The sequence below is a fragment of the Flavobacterium laiguense genome, from assembly GCF_003097655.1.
In the GTDB taxonomy this organism is placed as follows: Bacteria; Bacteroidota; Bacteroidia; order Flavobacteriales; family Flavobacteriaceae; genus Flavobacterium; species Flavobacterium laiguense.
In genome coordinates, this window is sequence record NZ_QCZH01000003.1 from 199439 (window position 1) to 217588 (window position 18150).

The following is an 18150-nucleotide window of genomic DNA, read 5'->3' on the forward strand; positions in this document are numbered from 1 at the left end:
AACCTGAAATATGGCAAAAATAGTACCTTTTAAAGCAGTTAGACCCACGCGTGATAAAGTATGTCTTGTTACATGTCGTTCGTATGAAGAATACATAAATGCTGAGTTGGCTGCACAATTGGATTTTAATCCATTATCATTTTTGCATATTTTAAAACCTGCCTATTCCAATCAGGAAACCGTTTCCTATGAAAAAAGATACAAACAAGTATCCCAAAAATATCAGGAATTCAAAAAAGAATTTATTTTAGTCAAAGATAAAAAGCCTGCTATTTATATCCATAAAATTGTCACCAAAACACATTCTTTTACAGGAATAATAGTTGGTACAAGTATAGAAGATTACAACAATGATGTCGTCAAAAAACACGAAGACATTCTCGATTTTAGAGTTCGATTGTTAAAGGAATATATGAATTATTCGGAGTTCAATACAGAACCCGTTCTAATGACTTATCCCGATAACAAAACTATTGAAAATTGGATTTATAATTGTACCCAAAAACTAGCTGATTTTGAATTTTCAACCACAAAGAAAGAAATTCATTATTTATGGAAAATTGACGACGAATTAGAAATTAACTGGATTCAAGGGATTTTTGAGAAAACAAAAAATTTATACATCGCTGACGGTCATCACAGATCGGAAGCTGCAAAATTATTATCGCAAGAAAATAGAGATTCAAAAAATACAGTAAAAGACTATTTGTTAAGTTATTTGATTTCTGAAAATAACATCAAAATATATGAATTCAATCGACTCATAAAAGATTTAAATGGATTGTCTAAAGACGATTTTCTCCAGAAGTTGAATGAGCATTTTATTGTTGAACTCAAAAATCAGCAACCTTTTCAGCCAATTGAGAAACACCAATTCGGAATGTATCTTGACCATGATTTTTATAGTCTGATTTTGAAACCAGAGCATTGTGTTTTTGAAACCGCTTTAGAATCTTTGGACACTCAAATTATATATAAAAAAATACTATCGCCGCTTCTAAACATTCAGGATCTTCGAAATGATGAACGAATTGAATACATATCCGGAAAACAATCCATGCTAGAAGTAAAGCGAAAAGTAGATGAAGGAGAATTTGAAATTGGATTCATTATGTTCCCATCTAATATTCAGGAAATAAAAGATTTAGCCGATGCTAACTTGGTTATGCCTCCAAAAAGTACTTATATCGAACCTAAATTCCGAAGTGGATTAGTGATTTATGAACTTTAGATTAGATTTAAATTAAAAGATTTAGAAAATGTCAATAACTACAAATTTACAGATTATAAAATCAACTCTCCCGGAACACGTGACTTTGGTGGCGGTGTCAAAAACCAAACCCGTAGCAGATTTGATGGAAGCATACGAAGTCGGTCAACGGATTTTTGGCGAAAACAAAATCCAGGAAATGGTCGATAAATGGGAACAAATGCCCAAAGACATCGAATGGCACATGATTGGACATGTGCAAACCAATAAGGTCAAATACATGGCTCCTTTCGTGAGTTTGATTCATGGCGTGGATAGCTTGAAATTACTGGGAGAAATCAACAAACAAGCCCTAAAAAACAATCGAGTTATTGATTGTTTGCTTCAAATATACATAGCCGAAGAAGAATCAAAATTTGGTCTTGACGAAGAAGAACTGTCAGCACTCCTCACCTCGCCTACATTCAAAGAGATGAAAAACATTCGAATAGTAGGTTTAATGGGAATGGCTACTTTTACGGATAATCAAAACCAAATCAAGAAAGAATTCACGCATTTGAAATCGATTTTTGATAAATTACATAGTAAAGACGCACTGCAGTGCGTCTCTACCGAAATCTGCAATCTAAAATCTCTTTCTATGGGAATGTCTGGCGATTACCAATTGGCCATTGCATGCGGTAGCACAATGGTTCGGATTGGAAGTAGTATCTTTGGAGGACGATAAATTTGATTTTTGATTGAAGATTAACGATTTTTGATTTAAGATTTAAAAACTGATTACTAAAAACTGAACACTGCATTTTGTACGCAATACTCGACATAGAAACCACAGGAGGACAATTCAACGAAGAAGGGATAACGGAAATTGCTATCTATAAATTTGATGGACACGAAATTGTGGATCAATTTATCAGTTTAATCAATCCCGAAATTCCCATTCAGCCATTTGTCGTCAAACTTACCGGCATAAATAATGAAATGCTTCGTGGCGCTCCAAAGTTTTTTGAAGTAGCCAAACGCATTATTGAGATGACCTCAGACTGCGTTCTTGTCGCTCATAATGCCTCTTTTGATTATAGAATCCTGCGTACCGAATTTCGTCGTTTAGGGTATGACTTCAATATAAAAACCCTTTGCACGGTAGAATTATCCCAACGTATAATGCCGGAACAACCCTCGCACAGCTTAGGAAAATTAGTTCGTGCATTAGGTATTCCTATGGCCGACAGACATAGAGCCAGCGGTGACGCAATGGCAACAGTAAAACTATTCAAAATGCTTTTGGACAAAGATCTCGAAAAAACAATTGTAAAAGAGCTCATCAAGTTTGAAGTCATCAAAGGCATTCCTACTAAATTATTAGACATAATAGAGAGTCTTCCCTCCAAAACGGGAATTTATTACATCCACCGGGAAGATGGTACAATTATCTTTATTGGACAAAGCAAAAACATCAAAAAAAGGGTCAATCAGCATTTTACTGGAATTACAAGAAGTGCCAAGAAAATCCAATCCGAAGTATTTACCGTAACCTATGAAGAAACGGGAAGCGAATTGATTGCCTCATTAAAAGAATCAGAAGAAATAAAGAAAAACCGTCCCATTTACAACCGAATGGCACGAAAAAACACTTTTTCTTGGGCAATTTATGCCGAAAAAGACCAAAATGGTTACTTGAATTTAAAACTTCAAAAAGCAGATGGTCGCAAAAAAGAAATCACTGCATTTGTAAACCAACAAGAAGGAAAAGCTGCGATTAGTCGCATTACAACAACTTATCAATTGTGTCCAAAACTAACCGGTCTTTCGGATGCAAAAACGGCTTGTTCCCAATTTGCTCTCAATGAATGTGATGGTGCTTGTATAGACAAAATAACGCCTGAAGAATACAATTTCAGAGTTCAAGTCTTTATTGACAAAAACCTTTTCGAAAATAAAAGTATGATTATCATTGACAAAGGGCGAAAAACAGGAGAACACAGTGCAATATTAATCGAAAAAGGAATATACAAAGGATATGCTTTTTATGATTTAAATTATCAAATTCACACACCCGAAATACTAAAAAACATCTTAGTTCCTATGCCAAACAATAGAGACACAAGATCTTATATTCAAGGTTATTTGAGAAAACACAGAGTTCTAAAAATTATTAATTTTTAATTCCAAAATAGCAAACCAAATAATTAGGAGCTAATCCAGCTGTACACTACAACCCCTCATTATTCCAGTTGTTTTTCTAAGGCATAAAAGGAGCTTCTTCCAGTCGCTCTTTTATACCAAGAAAAACTAACCAGAATAACTCCGGGGTTTTCGTTACCATCTGGGGTAAAAAAAGAATATGAAGTATTTAATTACCATAGTTGGACCAACAGCCATAGGAAAAACTGCCTTGAGCATTGATCTGGCCAATCACTATAACTGTGAAATCGTTTCCTGTGACAGCCGACAGTTTTTCAAAGAGATGACTATCGGCACAGCAGTACCTAGTCCAAAAGAATTGGCTGCTGCAACACATCATTTTATACAAAACAAATCCATTTTTGACAATTATACCGTAGGCGATTTCGAAAAAGAAGCGCTTTCAAAAATCGAAGAATTGTTCCTAAACAATGATTACGTAGTGCTTGTAGGAGGTTCAGGATTGTATGTCGATGCTATTTTAAAAGGCTTCGACGAATTTCCAGCTATCGATCCTTACATTCGAGAAAATGTAAATTCTCAATATGAAAAACTGGGAATCGAGTATCTGCAACAGCAACTAGAGACATTAGATCCTGACTATTTCAAGGCCATAACATCCGAAAATCCACAGACTTTGCAAAACCCACAACGGATGATGCGCTTTGTAGAAGTTTGTATTGGTTCTGGAAAACCCTATTCTTCGTTTTTAAACCAAAAGAAAAACAACCGTAACTTCACTCCTATAATTATTGGCCTAGAAGCTGAAAGAAGTATTATTTATGATAGAATAAACCAACGAGTAGACATTATGATCAACGAAGGTCTTTTGGCGGAAGCCGAAAAACTATATCCAAACAAAGAACTTAATGCCTTACAAACAGTGGGCTATAGAGAATTATTCAGTTATTTCGATGGAGAATTCACTTTGCCCTTTGCCATTGAGGAAATCAAAAAAAATACCCGAAGATTTTCTAAACGCCAACTCACTTGGTTCAAACGAAAAGAAAACACCAAATGGTTTGATTATTTAACCAATCGCACAGAAATCATAAAACATATAGAGAATCAATCAGAATAAATAGAACTATATTCAAACTAAAAACACTTCCAAAAATCTAAACTCTTAAATCACAACTCTACATGCCGATAGATCCGAATTTCACCTCCATTTTAAGCAAAGATTGGGAAATCAACTTTACACAATGTGCGCCAAACGGGTATTTAAAATATACAGATTTGTGTAATTTGCTACAATTAACTGCAGCTGCACACTCCGAAGTGGGAGGAATCAGTTTCACCGATATGCAAGAATTCAATCAAGCCTGGGTTTTGAGCAGAATGCGTGTAGAAATTAGCGACTTGCCTAAATGGAGAGACGTAGTTACAGTAAAAACATGGATTAATTCCTTAGAAAATTCTCGTTCCGTAAGGGCACTGGAAATGTATGTCAACGGAAAAAAAATAGTAGGGTCTGAAACCTTTTGGGCAGTTTTTAACACCAAAATACGAAGACCAGAACCATTGGCACTTCCCTATCAGCATTTTGAATTGTATCCAGAAAACAAAGCTACAGAATTGAGTTTTTCAAAAATAAATCTAACTCACGAAAAAGAAATGGTATTCGAAAGAACCGTGTTTTTATCTGATTTAGATATCGTAAACCATGCCAATAACGTAAAATACCTAGAATGGTGCTTGGATTTGGTTGATGAAAATAAAATTTTATCCAAAGGAATCAAAAGCTTCGAGATGAATTTCTTAAAAGAGTTATCTCTTAAGGATAAGGTAATAATCCACGAATGCATAAACGACAAGAATGCTATTTTTAGCATTACCAAAGAGGACAAAACATGCTTTGCATTACAACTCAATTGGAAATAAAAAAAAAGCTTCGAAATCAATCGAAGCTTTTTTTATGGGCTATTTGTTTTTCACAACTAATCTAAAACCTTCACCATGAATGTTAAGAATTTCAACATCCTCATCTAGTTTTAAGTATTTTCTAAGTTTGGCGATGTAAACGTCCATACTTCTAGAAGTAAAGTAATTATCATCTCTCCAAATTTTGGTTAAAGCCAATTCTCTTGGCATTAAGTCATTTTCATGTAGAATTAACATTTTAAGTAATTCATTCTCTTTTGGAGATAACTTAATAGGCTCTCCATCGCTAAATGTCAAGAAACGCAATTTTGAATTCAAATGAAACTTACCAATATTAAATTCAAATTGAACCGCTTCTGTTTTTACATCAGAAGATTTTCTCTGAATGATCGCATTAATTTTCATCAATAATACCTCAGAATCAAAAGGTTTATTCAAATAATCGTCAGCACCTGCTTTGTATCCTTTTAATACATCCTCCTTCATTGTTTTTGCAGTAAGGAAAATTATAGGCACTTCATTATTTTTCTCTCTTATTTCTTTAGCCAAGGTATACCCATCTTTATATGGCATCATAACATCCAGAATACATAAATCGTAGGTGTCTTTCTTGAATTTTTCAAAACCTTCCATACCATTTTTTGCTAATACGACATCAAAATCATTTAGCATTAAATAGTCTTTTAGTACGGCACCGAAATTAAGGTCATCTTCAACTAGCAGTATTTTTTTATTTGTGTTTTCCATATTTTAATTTATTAATGGTAATTTTATAATGAAGGTACTTCCCTTTCCCTTTTCACTTTCTACATATACTTGACCATTATGGTCCTCTACAATTCTCTTTACATAAGCAAGTCCTAACCCGTGTCCTTTTACATTATGTATGTCACCCGTATGCTCTCTGTAAAACTTTTCAAAAATCCTTTTCTGAGCTATTTTACTCATACCAACCCCATTATCTTTTATTTTAATAATAACCATGTCCTTGATATTTTCTGTATAAATATCAATTTTAGGAATATCCGGAGAGTATTTTATGGCATTTTCTAAAATATTCACTATTACGTTTGTAAAATGTACATCATTTAGCAACACTGTTTTTCTTAAAGCTCCAAAATGAAGATTTAAACTACCATTTCTATCTTCCAAAATCAAATTAACATGCTCTATTGCGTCATTTATGATTTCTTCAACATTAGTAGATTCCTTTATGATATTTAATTCTTTCTTCTCTAGTTTAGAAATTCGCAATACATTTTCTACTTGGGCATGCATTCGTTTATTCTCGTCCCGAATCATATCTAGATACTTAAACACCTTTTCCCTATCATCAATTATCTTTGGATTTCGGATGGCATCCAAAGCTAAATTTATGGTCGCTATTGGCGTTTTAAACTCATGCGTCATGTTATTTATAAAATCGGTCTTAATCTCAGATATTTGCCTTTGGCGTATCAACTGATTTAAAGCACTAGTGTAGGCAATTATTATAATTAACGTAAAAATGATCGACAATATCGTTATACTCACCAATTCCGATAATAAAAATTTCTTTTTATGAGGAAAAGTAACTAACAACTTGTACTTTTCATTTCCTTCATTATCCGTAAAAATTGGAATAGAATAGGTGGCTTCTTTATCGTAATTAAACTCGTCCGATTTAACTTTTGTTGCTAAACCATTACTGTAAATCGCAAACTCGAATTTGGTTTTTACGCCATACTCTTCCAATTCTTTTTTAATAAGCTCTCTTAATACCTCTTTTGAAATCCGTTCTTGAAGCGGCATTGCTGATGCTATATCTTTAAAGAAAATTTCAAATTGAGCATTGTCTAAAACATCCAGATTTCCAGATTTTTCAATTTTCACATCCGGTATTAAACTTTGCTGTAATCCAGAATTATCCAGTTTATTATTATTGTAAACCTCAGTAACTCTTTTTGAATTAAAATTTTTGAAACTTTCGGTATCAAATTTTTTATCAAACAATCCAGAAGATATTTTAAAGTCTTCGGATATGATACTATTCGAGTAAATAATAGTCTTATTGGTTCTTGGATTCTTTTGAACGTAATAGAATTCTAACAAATCATCCCTTTTGGGAATTTTACCAGTACTGTCCTTATAATGATTGTATTTATCATAAAAACTATAGGCCTCTCTGTTTTGCAGTTTATCTGCAACATTACCAATTACTTGTTTAACATGAAACTTAAATTGTTCATCATTATTTTTAAATGAATTATTAAACCAATACACTTGAACCAGTATTATCCCAATTAGGGACAAACTCATTAACATTACAAGTAATCTAAAAAATAGTTTATTCATTTAAGCAAAATTAGTATTTTAACAATATATTAAATAATGCATTAACCAAAGATTAACATTTAAGACTTGATTTGATTAATTCCTAAAAAATTAAGAATTTTAACAATCTCTAACTTTACATCGTCTACATTGATATTTTCTATAATAAAATCACTTTTTGATGATTTTTGTTCATCATTCCATTGGTTTTTTATTCTTTCCAATACTTTTTCTCGAGTAGTTTTATCTCTTTCTATGACTCTTTGAATTCTTGTTTCTAGCGGTGCCACAACATTTATTACGAAATCACAGTCTTTATAACTACCACTTTCAAATAAAATTGCACTTTCGTAAATAATAAACGGATCTTTTTGATGTTCTATAAGCCATTGCTTAAAGTGACTTTTCACAGCAGGATGCACAATTCCATTGAGCTGAGCTAACTTATTAGCATCATTAAATACAATTTCAGATAACTTTTCCCTTAATAAAATACCTTTTTCAAATACAGCCGTTCCAAATATCTTTTTAATTTGATCTAGAACTACTTCGGATTGCATCAAATTTCTGGCTTCTAGATCTGTTATATAAACTGGAATACCCGAAGATAAAAAAAGCTGAGCTACTGTTGTTTTACCGCTACCAATTCCTCCTGTTAAACCAATTATTTTAGTCATATTAATTTTTAAAAAACAATCCTGGAAATGCTTCTTGCGGTTTCTGTTTTAACAGGATCACTTTTATATAAGACTCCAAAAATCCAGTTCCGTACCCATAAAACTGTTTCCAAACTGCAATGATGGACAAATAACCAATTTTAATACTCTTATTCTGAATAGAAGAAAGCAAAAACAATGCCAAAAAGTAACCAAAATAAAATTTAAGCAGAAAATCTTGATTAAAGACCAATAATACTAAAGATACAAAAAATCCTATTATAAAAAACGTGGGGAAGAAAAAAGTTAATTTATTGTACTGAGGATACCAACTATTAAGAATTGGTCTGGCTTTACCAAATTTACTTACCTGTACTGAAAATTTCTCCCAATCAATTCGTCTTTTATGATATACGAATGCATCCTGAAAAAGTTGGGTTTCAAAACCTAAATTCCATAAACGAATGGACAAATCAGGGTCTTCCCCTGGATGAATATTCCCGAAACCTTTGGAGGCTTCAAATGCTTTTCTAGACAATCCCATATTAAAACTTCGGGGTTGAAACTTACCAATTTTTTCTGAACCACCTCGTATTCCACCAGTCGTCAGAAAAGAAGTCATGGCAAAATTGATTGCTTTTTGAATATCCGAAAAACTATCCAGCGCTTTATCCGGACCACCAAAACAATCTACATAATTTTCTTTTAATGCTTTGTCTACTTCTGACAAATAGGCACTTGGAATAATACAATCCGAATCGAATATAATGTAATAATCTCCCCTAGCTTTATTCATTCCATAATTTCTGGAATCTCCTGGACCTGAATTTTCTTTGTAGTAATAAGAAATATCTAATTCATCGCCATATTTCGAAGCGACATCCTGACATCTCAATGTAGAACCATCTTCTATAAGTACAATTTCAAAAATTTGATCATAAGTAGTTTTTGATAAACTTTCTAATAGTTCATCAACTTCATCGGGACGATTATAAACAGGGATTATTAACGAAAACAACATAATATAACTGAGGTATTAATTTTTTTTTGCTTTAAAATTTCGGCAAAGGTACTCTTTATCCACAAAAAAACCATCTAATAAATTTTGATGGTTTTTATATAACAGAACTTTTCATTTGTTTATTCAAACATTTCCATAACCTCTTGACTCACTCCCATATTTGAGAAACCACCATCATGCAATAAATTTTGCAAAGTCACTTTTCGAGTCATATCTGAGAACATTACAACTACATAATCAGCACATTCTGCTGCCGTGGCATTTCCTAATGGAGACATTTTATCAGCAAAGGCTATAAAACCACCAAATCCTTTGACTCCTTGCCCTGCTCTGGTAGCCGTAGGAGATTGCGAAATGGTATTCACTCTTACTTTTTTATCTCTTCCGAAGAAATACCCAAAACTACGCGCAATTGATTCTAGATATGCCTTATTGTCAGCCATATCATTATAATCTGGAAAAACGCGTTGCGCTGCCATATATGACAATGCAATGATACTCCCCCATTCATTCATGGCGTCTTTTTTATACAATACCTGCATAAGTTTATGAAAAGAAACAGCCGAAACGTTCCAACCTTTTTCTGTAAATTCATAATTCTGATTGGTATAATGATTTCCTTTTCTAACATTAACAGACATTCCAATAGAATGCAAAACAAAATCAATTTTGCCTCCCAGAATTTCAACCGCTTTATCTACCAATACCTCCAAATCTGTTACCGAAGTAGCATCTGCCGGAATAATTTGACACCCAATCTTCTCAGCTAGTGCATCAATGTTTCCCAATCGCATTGCCGCAGGAGCATTGGTAAGAACAAAAACACCTCCCTCAGCATGAACACGTTCTGCCGTTTTCCAAGCTATAGAATTTTCATCTAAAGCACCGAAAATAATTCCTCTTTTCCCTTTTAATAAATTATACATAAAATGTCATTTAAAATTATTTTATAAAAAAACACCTTATTTTCTTGATTTTAAACCATCAAGTAATAAGGCGTTTTTTAAATTATAAATAGTGTTTGCTAATTATCCAATACTTGGAACAGCAACCATTTCGTTTGTGTCTACTTTATAATCTACACCATCGAATCCAAAACCAAACAGATTGTAGAAATCACTTCTATATCCTTCTAGATCTCCCAATTCAGCTAAATTCTCGGTAGTAGCTTCCAACCAAAGTTTTGCTACTTGAGCCTGTACATCCTCACGCATTTCCCAATCATCAATACGGATTCTTCCTTTCTCATCAGTAATCATGGCCTCTCCTGTATACAATCTTGCTTGATACAAACGTTGAATTTGCTCAATACATCCTTCGTGAATTCCTTTTTCTTTCATTATTTTATACAATAAAGAAATATACAACGGAATAACCGGAATGGCAGAACTAGCTTGAGTTACCAAAGCTTTATTTACAGAAACATAAGCTTTACCATTAAGAGACGCTAAACTATCCGTAATAGTGAATGCTGTAGCTTCAAGATGATCTTTGGCACGACCAATGGTTCCTTTTCTATAAACCGCCTCTGTTAATGATGGCCCTATGTATGAATAAGCAACTGTTGTAGCTCCCGGCGCTAATAGATTTTCTGCTTTTAAAGCATCAATCCACATAGTCCAATCTTCACCTCCCATTACGGCAACTGTATTGGCAATATCTTCCTCATTACAAGGTTCAATAGAAATATCTGAAACTTTTCCGGAATGAAAATCAACTGTTTTGTTGGTAAAAGTACTTCCTATAGGTTTCAAAACAGAACGATGTAAAACTCCTGTATTTGGGTTTAATCTCACTGGCGAAGCAAGGCTGTATATGATTAAATCAACTTGACCTAAATCAGCTTTAATTAGATCTAAAGTTTGTCTTTTAACTTCATTTGAAAAAGCGTCACCATTGATACTTTTTGCATACAAACCAGCTTTATGAGCTTCATTTTCAAAAGCAGCCGAATTGTACCAACCTGGAGAAGCTGTTTTCCCCTCTGAAGGTTCTTTTTCAAAAAACACACCAATTGTAGCGGCATCCGAACCAAAAGCACTTGTAATCCTTGAAGCCAAACCAAAACCTGTTGAGGCTCCGATAACCAATACTTTCTTAGCTCCAGCTATAGTTCCTTTTGATTTTACGTATTCAATTTGATTTTTAACACTTTGTTCGCATCCTTTTGGTTGGGCTGTCAAACAAATAAATCCTCTCATTCTTGGTTCAATAATCATATTAGTCTATTCGTTAATTTATTATCTATTAATCCTAAAATTTTTAATAAAATAATTTTAAATTAAAGGAGCAAATATAGTTCATTTTTTTAGTTCAACAAGGCTTTTGCGTGATTTAAGGCCGAATCTGAAATAACTGTTCCAGACAGCATTTGCGCTATTTCTGTGATGCGTTCTTCATCGGATAATAATTTCAATTCAGATTGGGTATCTTCTCCAACAGTCATTTTAAAAACCTTGAAATGTTCTGAACCTTTGGCAGCTATTTGAGGTAAATGGGTTATGGCAAATATTTGCATTTCAACACTCATTTCTTTCATAATCTCTCCCATTCTATTGGCAATCTCGCCAGAAACCCCTGTATCAATTTCATCAAAAATCAAAGTGGGTAATTTTGAATATTGTGCCAAAATAGCTTTTACAGCCAGCATAATTCTTGACATTTCACCCCCGGAAGCTACTTTTTTCAACAATCCAAAATCGGTTCCTTTATTTGCCGAAATTAAAAATTGCAATTCGTCCTTTCCATTTTCAAAATAAGCCTGAGTCCTATTTAATTCCATTTTAAAACGCACATTTGGCATACCCAAAGACTCTAGAATGGTAACTAACTTTTGACTTAAAACTGGAATAGCGGTTATTCTATTTTCATGGATCTCATCACAAATTGAATCCAGTTTCTTTACACTTTCCTCAACTGCTTTAGATACACTTTCAATTTCCTCGTCAAGATTTCCTAACTCTAAAACTGAATTTTCTAAATTAGTTTGAATCACTATTAATTCATCAACCGAAAGCACTTGATGTTTCTTTTGGAGATTGTATATAAGCTGTAACTTTTGATTAATTAAATTCAATTGTTCTGGATCATTAATCAATTTATCAGCACAGCGGTTCAATTCAATGGCAATATCCTCAAATTCAATCTTTAAGCTTGTAATTCTTTCAAACAACAAATTATAATCTGATGAAAAAATAGCTATTTTTTGAATGGAATTTTTTATCTCATTCAAATTATGAGAAACACCAATTTGCTCCTCATTGGCAATTGCCAAAGATTTATCAAGTGATTCTTTGATAATCTCCACATTGTTTAGCTGCTCATAATCGGCTTCAAAAGTTTCTTGTTCTCCCGATTTTAATTTTGCAGATACCAGTTCATTTAAAAGAAAAGCATTGTATTCTTGTTCTTTTGATGCCTCTTCTTTTCTTTTGAGCATGGCATTCAACTTAGATTTATCTGATTTGTATTTTTTAAAAAAAGATTGATACTCCAAAATTATATCTTGATTATTAGCAATGGCATCAATAATTTTGAATTGCACACCCTCATCAGACAATTCTTGGGTTTGTTGTTGCGAGTGAATATCTATTAAATACAAACTCAATTCTTGCAACTCTTGAAGATTTACAGGACTATCATTTATAAATGCCCTAGATTTTCCAGAAGGCAATATTTCTCTTCGGATAATGGTGTCATTTTCGAAATCTAAATCATTTTCCGTAAAAAATGGAAGTAAGTTATATTTTGAAATATCAAAATGAGCTTCTATTACACATTTTTCTTCTTTATTTTTCAGCGAAGTCAAGTCAGCTCTTTTACCTAATGCTAAACCTAATGCACCTAATATTATCGATTTACCGGCACCCGTTTCACCCGTAATTATTGAAAAACCTTTAGAAAAATCAATTGCTAATTTTTCGATTAGCGCATAGTTTTTTATCGACAGAGAAGTTATCATTTATATAATTTTAAGGATAAATTGGTTTAAAGCGAAAGTTGTTAAGCTTCTAAGATTCTTAGTAACTTAGAAGCTTAATTAGTACTTAATTAATTGCCATTTGCTAGAGTTCATTGGTGAGGTTTTATTCAAACTATCTACCAAATCAGTAATTGTAATACTGGGTCCGCCAGTAAAAATAGAAACAATTTCGTCAGAATTTGAATCCATAAAAATTCGCAATAAATAGGAATTGGGCTTTGTGTCATTTAATTTGGCTAAATTCATTAAAGCCCCTTTAATTGTTTCCTTGGCTTTTTTCTGATCTAGATTCATCATATCCAAGCCCATATAATATTGTGCAATTGACAACCTTATTTCATTAAATGTAGGAGATAATAAGTCATTTATTAAAGTATATCTACTTATCGGACCATCGGATTGACTCCATCCTTTACCTCCTCCTTGTTGAGCAACATTAGAAATATTTAATGCCTCTCCATAATATTTATTCCCATACATAGGAACAAAGGTATCCGCATCCATTCCTAATATTATATAACAATAAAAAGAAATAACAGAAACCAGATTTGAATCGGAACTCGTTGGGATGTATGTCAAATTTTCGAACTCAGTATAATTGAAATTAAAATCTTTATCATTCAAGTTTAATACCGGAGACGAATAGGATGAATTATATATATTTCTTGAGAACTGTACTTGTATGTTGGCTGTAAATTGATCCGAATTATAACTTGAAATCGTTATAAACATCGAACAATCAACTTTTTCTTTTTGCGAAAGTGTTTGTCCTGTCCAATCTGTTTTATTAACGAATTCATTTAATGCCGCTTCCAAAGTTTTAAAAACTTGTTGGTTAGCATTGTTCACTTTTTGGGTATTTAGCGTTACCGTACAATTCAGTTGTTGCGCTTGAATAAAGCCACACCACATCAATAGAAATAAAACATATTTAACCATAAAAGTGCGTTATTACCTTGTTTAAAATATCATCTGCCACTTCTTCCTTAGATTTCAAATCCATTGGTTCTATATGAAAAGAACTATCAATAAATGTAACTTTATTGGTTGCTTTTCCAAAACCGGCTCCTTGATCCTGTAAGGAATTAAGAACTATCAAATCTAAGTTTTTTTTCTGGATTTTTGCTTTAGCATTTTCAATTTCATTTTCAGTCTCTAAAGCAAAACCTATTAAAAACTGATTCTTTTTTATATCACCAAGAGAAGCAAGGATATCTTTGGTTTTTTCGAGCTCGATTGTAAAATCATCGGCTGCTTTTTTAATCTTTTGTTGGGCAACATTCTTAGGCTTATAGTCTGCTACGGCGGCGGCGGCAATGGCAACATCCACATCTGCATAATATATATGACAAGCGTCATACATATCTTGCGCAGAAACAACTGGAATTAATTGCACCAAAGGATGATTTATCGTAAAATGTGTTGGGCCTGAAATCAATATAACAGTAGCTCCATAATTAGCGGCACTTTGAGCGATATCAAAACCCATTTTTCCTGAAGAATGATTCCCTATAAAACGAACAGGATCTATTGCTTCATAAGTTGGCCCAGCCGTTATCAGTATTTTTTTCCCTTTTAAAGGTAATTTGCTCTCGAGATCTGCCTCTAGGAAAGAAACGATATTTTCGGGTTCGGCCATTCTACCTTCACCGGACAAACCACTGGCTAGTTCTCCGTTTTCTGCAGGAATCATTATATTTCCAAATTCTTTTAAAGCCTTAAAGCTTTCAACGGTAGAAGGATGGATGTACATGTCTAAATCCATTGCTGGCGCAAAATAAACAGGACACTTAGCAGATAAGTAACAGGCGATTAACAGATTATCACACAATCCATTTGCCATTTTTGACAACGTATTGGCTGTTGCCGGAGCAATAACCATTAGATCAGCCCAAAGACCTAATTCAACATGGCTATTCCATTCCTCGTTTTTTTCATCTTTATTGTAAAATTCTGAAAAGACTGGGTTTTTAGATAAAGTAGATAAGGTAAGTGGGGTTATAAAATCCTTAGAAGCAGGTGTCATTATCACTTGGACATGTGCACCTGCTTTTATGAAGAGTCTAACTAATGAAGCCGTTTTATATGCAGCAATTCCGCCAGAAATTCCCAGCAAAATATTTTTTCCACTTAAAACTGACATTATATAGATTATTTATTTGCGTCTCTATGGTAGATTTTACCATCTAACCATTCTTGAACAGCTAATGCATGAGGTTTAGGAAGTTTTTCATAAAATTTTGAAACTTCGATTTGCTCTTTATTTTCAAAAACTTCTTCTAAACTATCGTTATAAGTAGCGAATTCTTCTAGCTTCTCAGTCAATTCTTTTTTGATTTCAGAATTAATTTGATTTGCTCTTTTAGCCATAATTGTTATCGCCTCATACACATTTCCAGTAGGTTCTTCAATAACTGTTTTATTATACGTTATTGTGTTTACTGGAGCATTTGTCTTTTTTAAATCCATGACTTTCTTTATTTATTATATTTTTGTAATTCTAAATCAATTTGTGCCGACATTTCATCCACTTTAGTTTTGTATTCGGTATTAGGTCTAAACTTAACCAAATTCAAATAGTATGTCTTTGCGGTATTTAATCTTTCTTCCATTTTTGAAGGAACACTATTCATTGCAAACACGTAAGCAGAATCAAATTTATAGTACAATGCTTTCTCCTTGTAGGGAGTTCCTGGAAAATCTGCAATAAAATTATCAAAAGCAATAATAGCTGATTTATAATTTGAAATTCTATTGTACTCTAAAGCGTTTTCGTAAACTTTACGTTCAATTTTATCATTTAATTTCCTGTACGTCTCATTTGCTTGAGCAATATATTGAGAGTTTGGATAGCTATCAATAAATCCTTGCATCTTTTCAATTGCCTTAAAGGTATCAGTTTGATCTATTGAATAAACCGGTGATAACATAGAATAACTTTGCGCTCCTAAATAAGCACACTCTTCAGCCTTTTCACTTTTTGGATAACCCGCAATAAAACTATCAAATTGATAACCTGCTATATAATACTGCTTAGTCTTATAACAAGATTGAGAATACATGTAAAACAACTTCTCTCCTTGTGGCTTTCCTCTATAAGCGGGCGCCAATTGTTCAAAAAGTCTAATGGCTTTTGAATATTTTCCAGCATCATATAATTTTGAAGCTACATCAAACTTTACGGCAACATCTTCGTTTTTTAATGCAGTTTGATATTCACTACACGAGCAAAAAAAGAGAACAACAAGCAATACTGATATTATTTTTTTCATTTTTTTACTTATATTTATTCTATTGGATAATTTAAATCCACAATAAAACGACACCAAAGTTTTGGTAGCAAATTTAGTTATTAATTTAGCGATTACAAAATATTTCTTTGTATAAAAAAATCAAGCACTTTTTATGCGTTTTTATCAATATTCTTAACAAAAACACTTAATCGACTTGCTAAAGATTCATCTACTGTAACCAGTGGTAAACGCACTACATTCTCAGCAATTCCTAAAATCCTGAACACTTCTTTAATCCCTGCTGGGTTTCCTTGTTCAAAAATCATATCGATACAATCTGACAATATATACTGTGATCTATATGCATCATCTACTTTCCTATTCAAACCCAAACGAATCATTTCAGAAAATTCTTTCGGAAAACCTTGTCCGATTACAGATATAACCCCGGAACCACCGGCCAGTACAATTGGCAAAGCAATCATATCATCTCCAGAAATTACTAAGAAATCTTTAGGCTTATTTTTTAATAATTGCATGGCTTGAACCATATCTCCGGCAGCTTCCTTTATCGCAATAATATTTTCAAAATCATTAGCTAATCTAATAACAGTAGTTGGCAACATATTACTTGCTGTTCTCCCGGGAACATTATATAAAATCACAGGAATCGGTGACGCTTCTGAAACAGCTTTAAAATGCTGATAAATACCTTCCTGAGTAGGTTTATTGTAATATGGCGAAACAGACAGGATAGCAACAAAACTAGACAAATCTCTCGTTTTTAACTCCTCAACCACTTTTAGTGTATTATTCCCTCCAACTCCTAGAACTAAAGGCAATCTTCCAGCATTTACTTCAATTACGGTTTGGATTATCAGTTCTTTTTCTTCTTGAGATAAAGTGGCATTCTCTGCAGTTGTACCAAGTACAACAAGATATTCAACCCCTCCATCAATCGAAAAATTTATAATTCTTTTTAAAGCATCAATATCTATTGAAAAATCTTCTTTAAAGGGTGTGATTAAAGCAACTCCTGTTCCTATTAATGATTGCATAATTTAAATTATATTTTGTTTAATATTTTTAAGTATCTAAATAATTCATGGGTAAAAACGATGTAATTCTCTACATTACTGTTTATCATCAAATGATTTAATCTTTTGTCAATAGACGAAAAACCAACCTTGAATTTAGCCTTCGAATTATTGGTCAAAAGCAACAAAACAGGCTTTTCAACATCGTAATAATTGATTAACAAATCAAATTCATCTGAAATAAACCCATTTATTAACTGTAATTCTATAGTACCTTTAAAATTGAAATCTTTTAAACCAAAAGTAGGACACGAATACACTTCATTCTTTTTCAAAACGTCTCTGTAAGCGATAACTTTAATATTACTTTCGGCAATACCATTAGAAACGATTTCTTTTATCAAATCATCTGTATTCAAAAAACAACTTTCATCAACAAACAAACCAACTGTTTTTATTGGATTCTTTGTATTATCCACCTTAACATTGCGTATACTGCTTTTTAAAGTTTTTTTAATCAATACCCTCTTTATGTAATTTAAAAACATAGTACTTTTTAGGATTACAAATTTAATTAATTAAGTTGCATTTGAAATGGTAAATCTAAAAAAGTATAATGATGTTTTGAAA

General features: G+C 32.7%; 18 protein-coding genes. 5 read left to right on the top strand and 13 right to left on the bottom strand.

All coding sequences use genetic code 11. From position 1 onward, the window contains the following. The first annotated feature begins 10 nt into the window (after positions 1-10). The 5 genes from DB891_RS05015 to DB891_RS05035 all read left to right on the top strand — a co-directional run bounded on the left by DB891_RS05015 (position 11) and on the right by DB891_RS05035 (position 5278). On the top strand, positions 11-1231 hold the full coding sequence (locus DB891_RS05015) for a DUF1015 domain-containing protein (protein ID WP_116761203.1): 1221 nt from the start codon (positions 11-13) through the stop codon (positions 1229-1231). A 28-nt stretch (positions 1232-1259) separates the two neighbouring features. Beyond that, complete coding sequence (locus DB891_RS05020; RefSeq protein ID WP_116761205.1) at positions 1260-1937, top strand: YggS family pyridoxal phosphate-dependent enzyme; 678 nt, start codon at positions 1260-1262, stop codon at positions 1935-1937. 77 nt (positions 1938-2014) lie between these two features. Continuing rightward, the gene (locus DB891_RS05025) at positions 2015-3376 is read left to right on the top strand and encodes an exonuclease domain-containing protein (protein WP_116761207.1); all 1362 of its coding nucleotides are present in this window, start codon (positions 2015-2017) and stop codon (positions 3374-3376) included. Between the two features lie 178 nt (positions 3377-3554). After that, positions 3555-4475 carry a tRNA (adenosine(37)-N6)-dimethylallyltransferase MiaA gene (gene miaA, locus DB891_RS05030; RefSeq protein ID WP_116761209.1) on the top strand — a complete coding sequence of 307 codons (921 nt, stop codon included), beginning with the start codon at positions 3555-3557 and terminating at the stop codon, positions 4473-4475. Between the two features lie 62 nt (positions 4476-4537). After that, on the top strand, positions 4538-5278 hold the full coding sequence (locus DB891_RS05035; RefSeq protein ID WP_116761211.1) for an acyl-[acyl-carrier-protein] thioesterase: 741 nt from the start codon (positions 4538-4540) through the stop codon (positions 5276-5278). Between the two features lie 39 nt (positions 5279-5317). Here the strand turns inward: DB891_RS05035 and DB891_RS05040 are convergent, their stop codons facing one another. From DB891_RS05040 to DB891_RS05100, 13 genes are all read right to left on the bottom strand, one after another. Then, positions 5318-6025: a response regulator transcription factor gene (locus DB891_RS05040; protein WP_116761213.1), complete on the bottom strand. Its 708-nt coding sequence runs from the start codon at positions 6023-6025 to the stop codon at positions 5318-5320. Positions 6026-6028: 3 nt separating this feature from the next. After that, a complete protein-coding gene (locus DB891_RS05045) occupies positions 6029-7612 on the bottom strand; it encodes a sensor histidine kinase (RefSeq protein ID WP_116761215.1) in 1584 nt (527 codons plus the stop codon). 59 nt (positions 7613-7671) lie between these two features. Continuing rightward, complete coding sequence (gene coaE, locus DB891_RS05050; RefSeq protein WP_116761217.1) at positions 7672-8268, bottom strand: dephospho-CoA kinase; 597 nt, start codon at positions 8266-8268, stop codon at positions 7672-7674. A 1-nt stretch (position 8269) separates the two neighbouring features. Further along, on the bottom strand, positions 8270-9268 hold the full coding sequence (locus tag DB891_RS05055; protein ID WP_116761219.1) for a glycosyltransferase: 999 nt from the start codon (positions 9266-9268) through the stop codon (positions 8270-8272). Positions 9269-9387: 119 nt separating this feature from the next. Continuing rightward, positions 9388-10194 carry an enoyl-ACP reductase FabI gene (locus DB891_RS05060; RefSeq protein WP_116761221.1) on the bottom strand — a complete coding sequence of 269 codons (807 nt, stop codon included), beginning with the start codon at positions 10192-10194 and terminating at the stop codon, positions 9388-9390. A 102-nt stretch (positions 10195-10296) separates the two neighbouring features. After that, on the bottom strand, positions 10297-11487 hold the full coding sequence (gene fabV, locus DB891_RS05065; protein WP_116761223.1) for an enoyl-ACP reductase FabV: 1191 nt from the start codon (positions 11485-11487) through the stop codon (positions 10297-10299). An 89-nt stretch (positions 11488-11576) separates the two neighbouring features. Continuing rightward, a complete protein-coding gene (gene recN / locus DB891_RS05070; protein ID WP_116761225.1) occupies positions 11577-13229 on the bottom strand; it encodes a DNA repair protein RecN in 1653 nt (550 codons plus the stop codon). 78 nt (positions 13230-13307) lie between these two features. Continuing rightward, a complete protein-coding gene (porD, locus tag DB891_RS05075; protein ID WP_116761227.1) occupies positions 13308-14189 on the bottom strand; it encodes a type IX secretion system protein PorD in 882 nt (293 codons plus the stop codon). After that, positions 14182-15393, bottom strand: a complete 1212-nt coding sequence (gene coaBC, locus DB891_RS05080) for a bifunctional phosphopantothenoylcysteine decarboxylase/phosphopantothenate--cysteine ligase CoaBC (RefSeq protein ID WP_116761229.1) — start codon at positions 15391-15393, stop codon at positions 14182-14184. The genes porD and coaBC overlap by 8 nt, the downstream gene beginning before the upstream one ends. An 8-nt stretch (positions 15394-15401) precedes the next feature. After that, positions 15402-15719 (bottom strand): DNA-directed RNA polymerase subunit omega, encoded by a 318-nt coding sequence (locus tag DB891_RS05085; protein WP_116761231.1) that lies wholly within the window; start codon positions 15717-15719, stop codon positions 15402-15404. Positions 15720-15727: 8 nt separating this feature from the next. Then, complete coding sequence (locus DB891_RS05090) at positions 15728-16522, bottom strand: outer membrane protein assembly factor BamD (protein WP_116761233.1); 795 nt, start codon at positions 16520-16522, stop codon at positions 15728-15730. 131 nt (positions 16523-16653) lie between these two features. Continuing rightward, positions 16654-17541: a 4-hydroxy-tetrahydrodipicolinate synthase gene (gene dapA / locus DB891_RS05095; protein ID WP_116761235.1), complete on the bottom strand. Its 888-nt coding sequence runs from the start codon at positions 17539-17541 to the stop codon at positions 16654-16656. Between the two features lie 8 nt (positions 17542-17549). Further along, a complete protein-coding gene (locus tag DB891_RS05100) occupies positions 17550-18041 on the bottom strand; it encodes a DUF6913 domain-containing protein (RefSeq protein WP_317045989.1) in 492 nt (163 codons plus the stop codon). Positions 18042-18150: the final 109 nt, after the last annotated feature.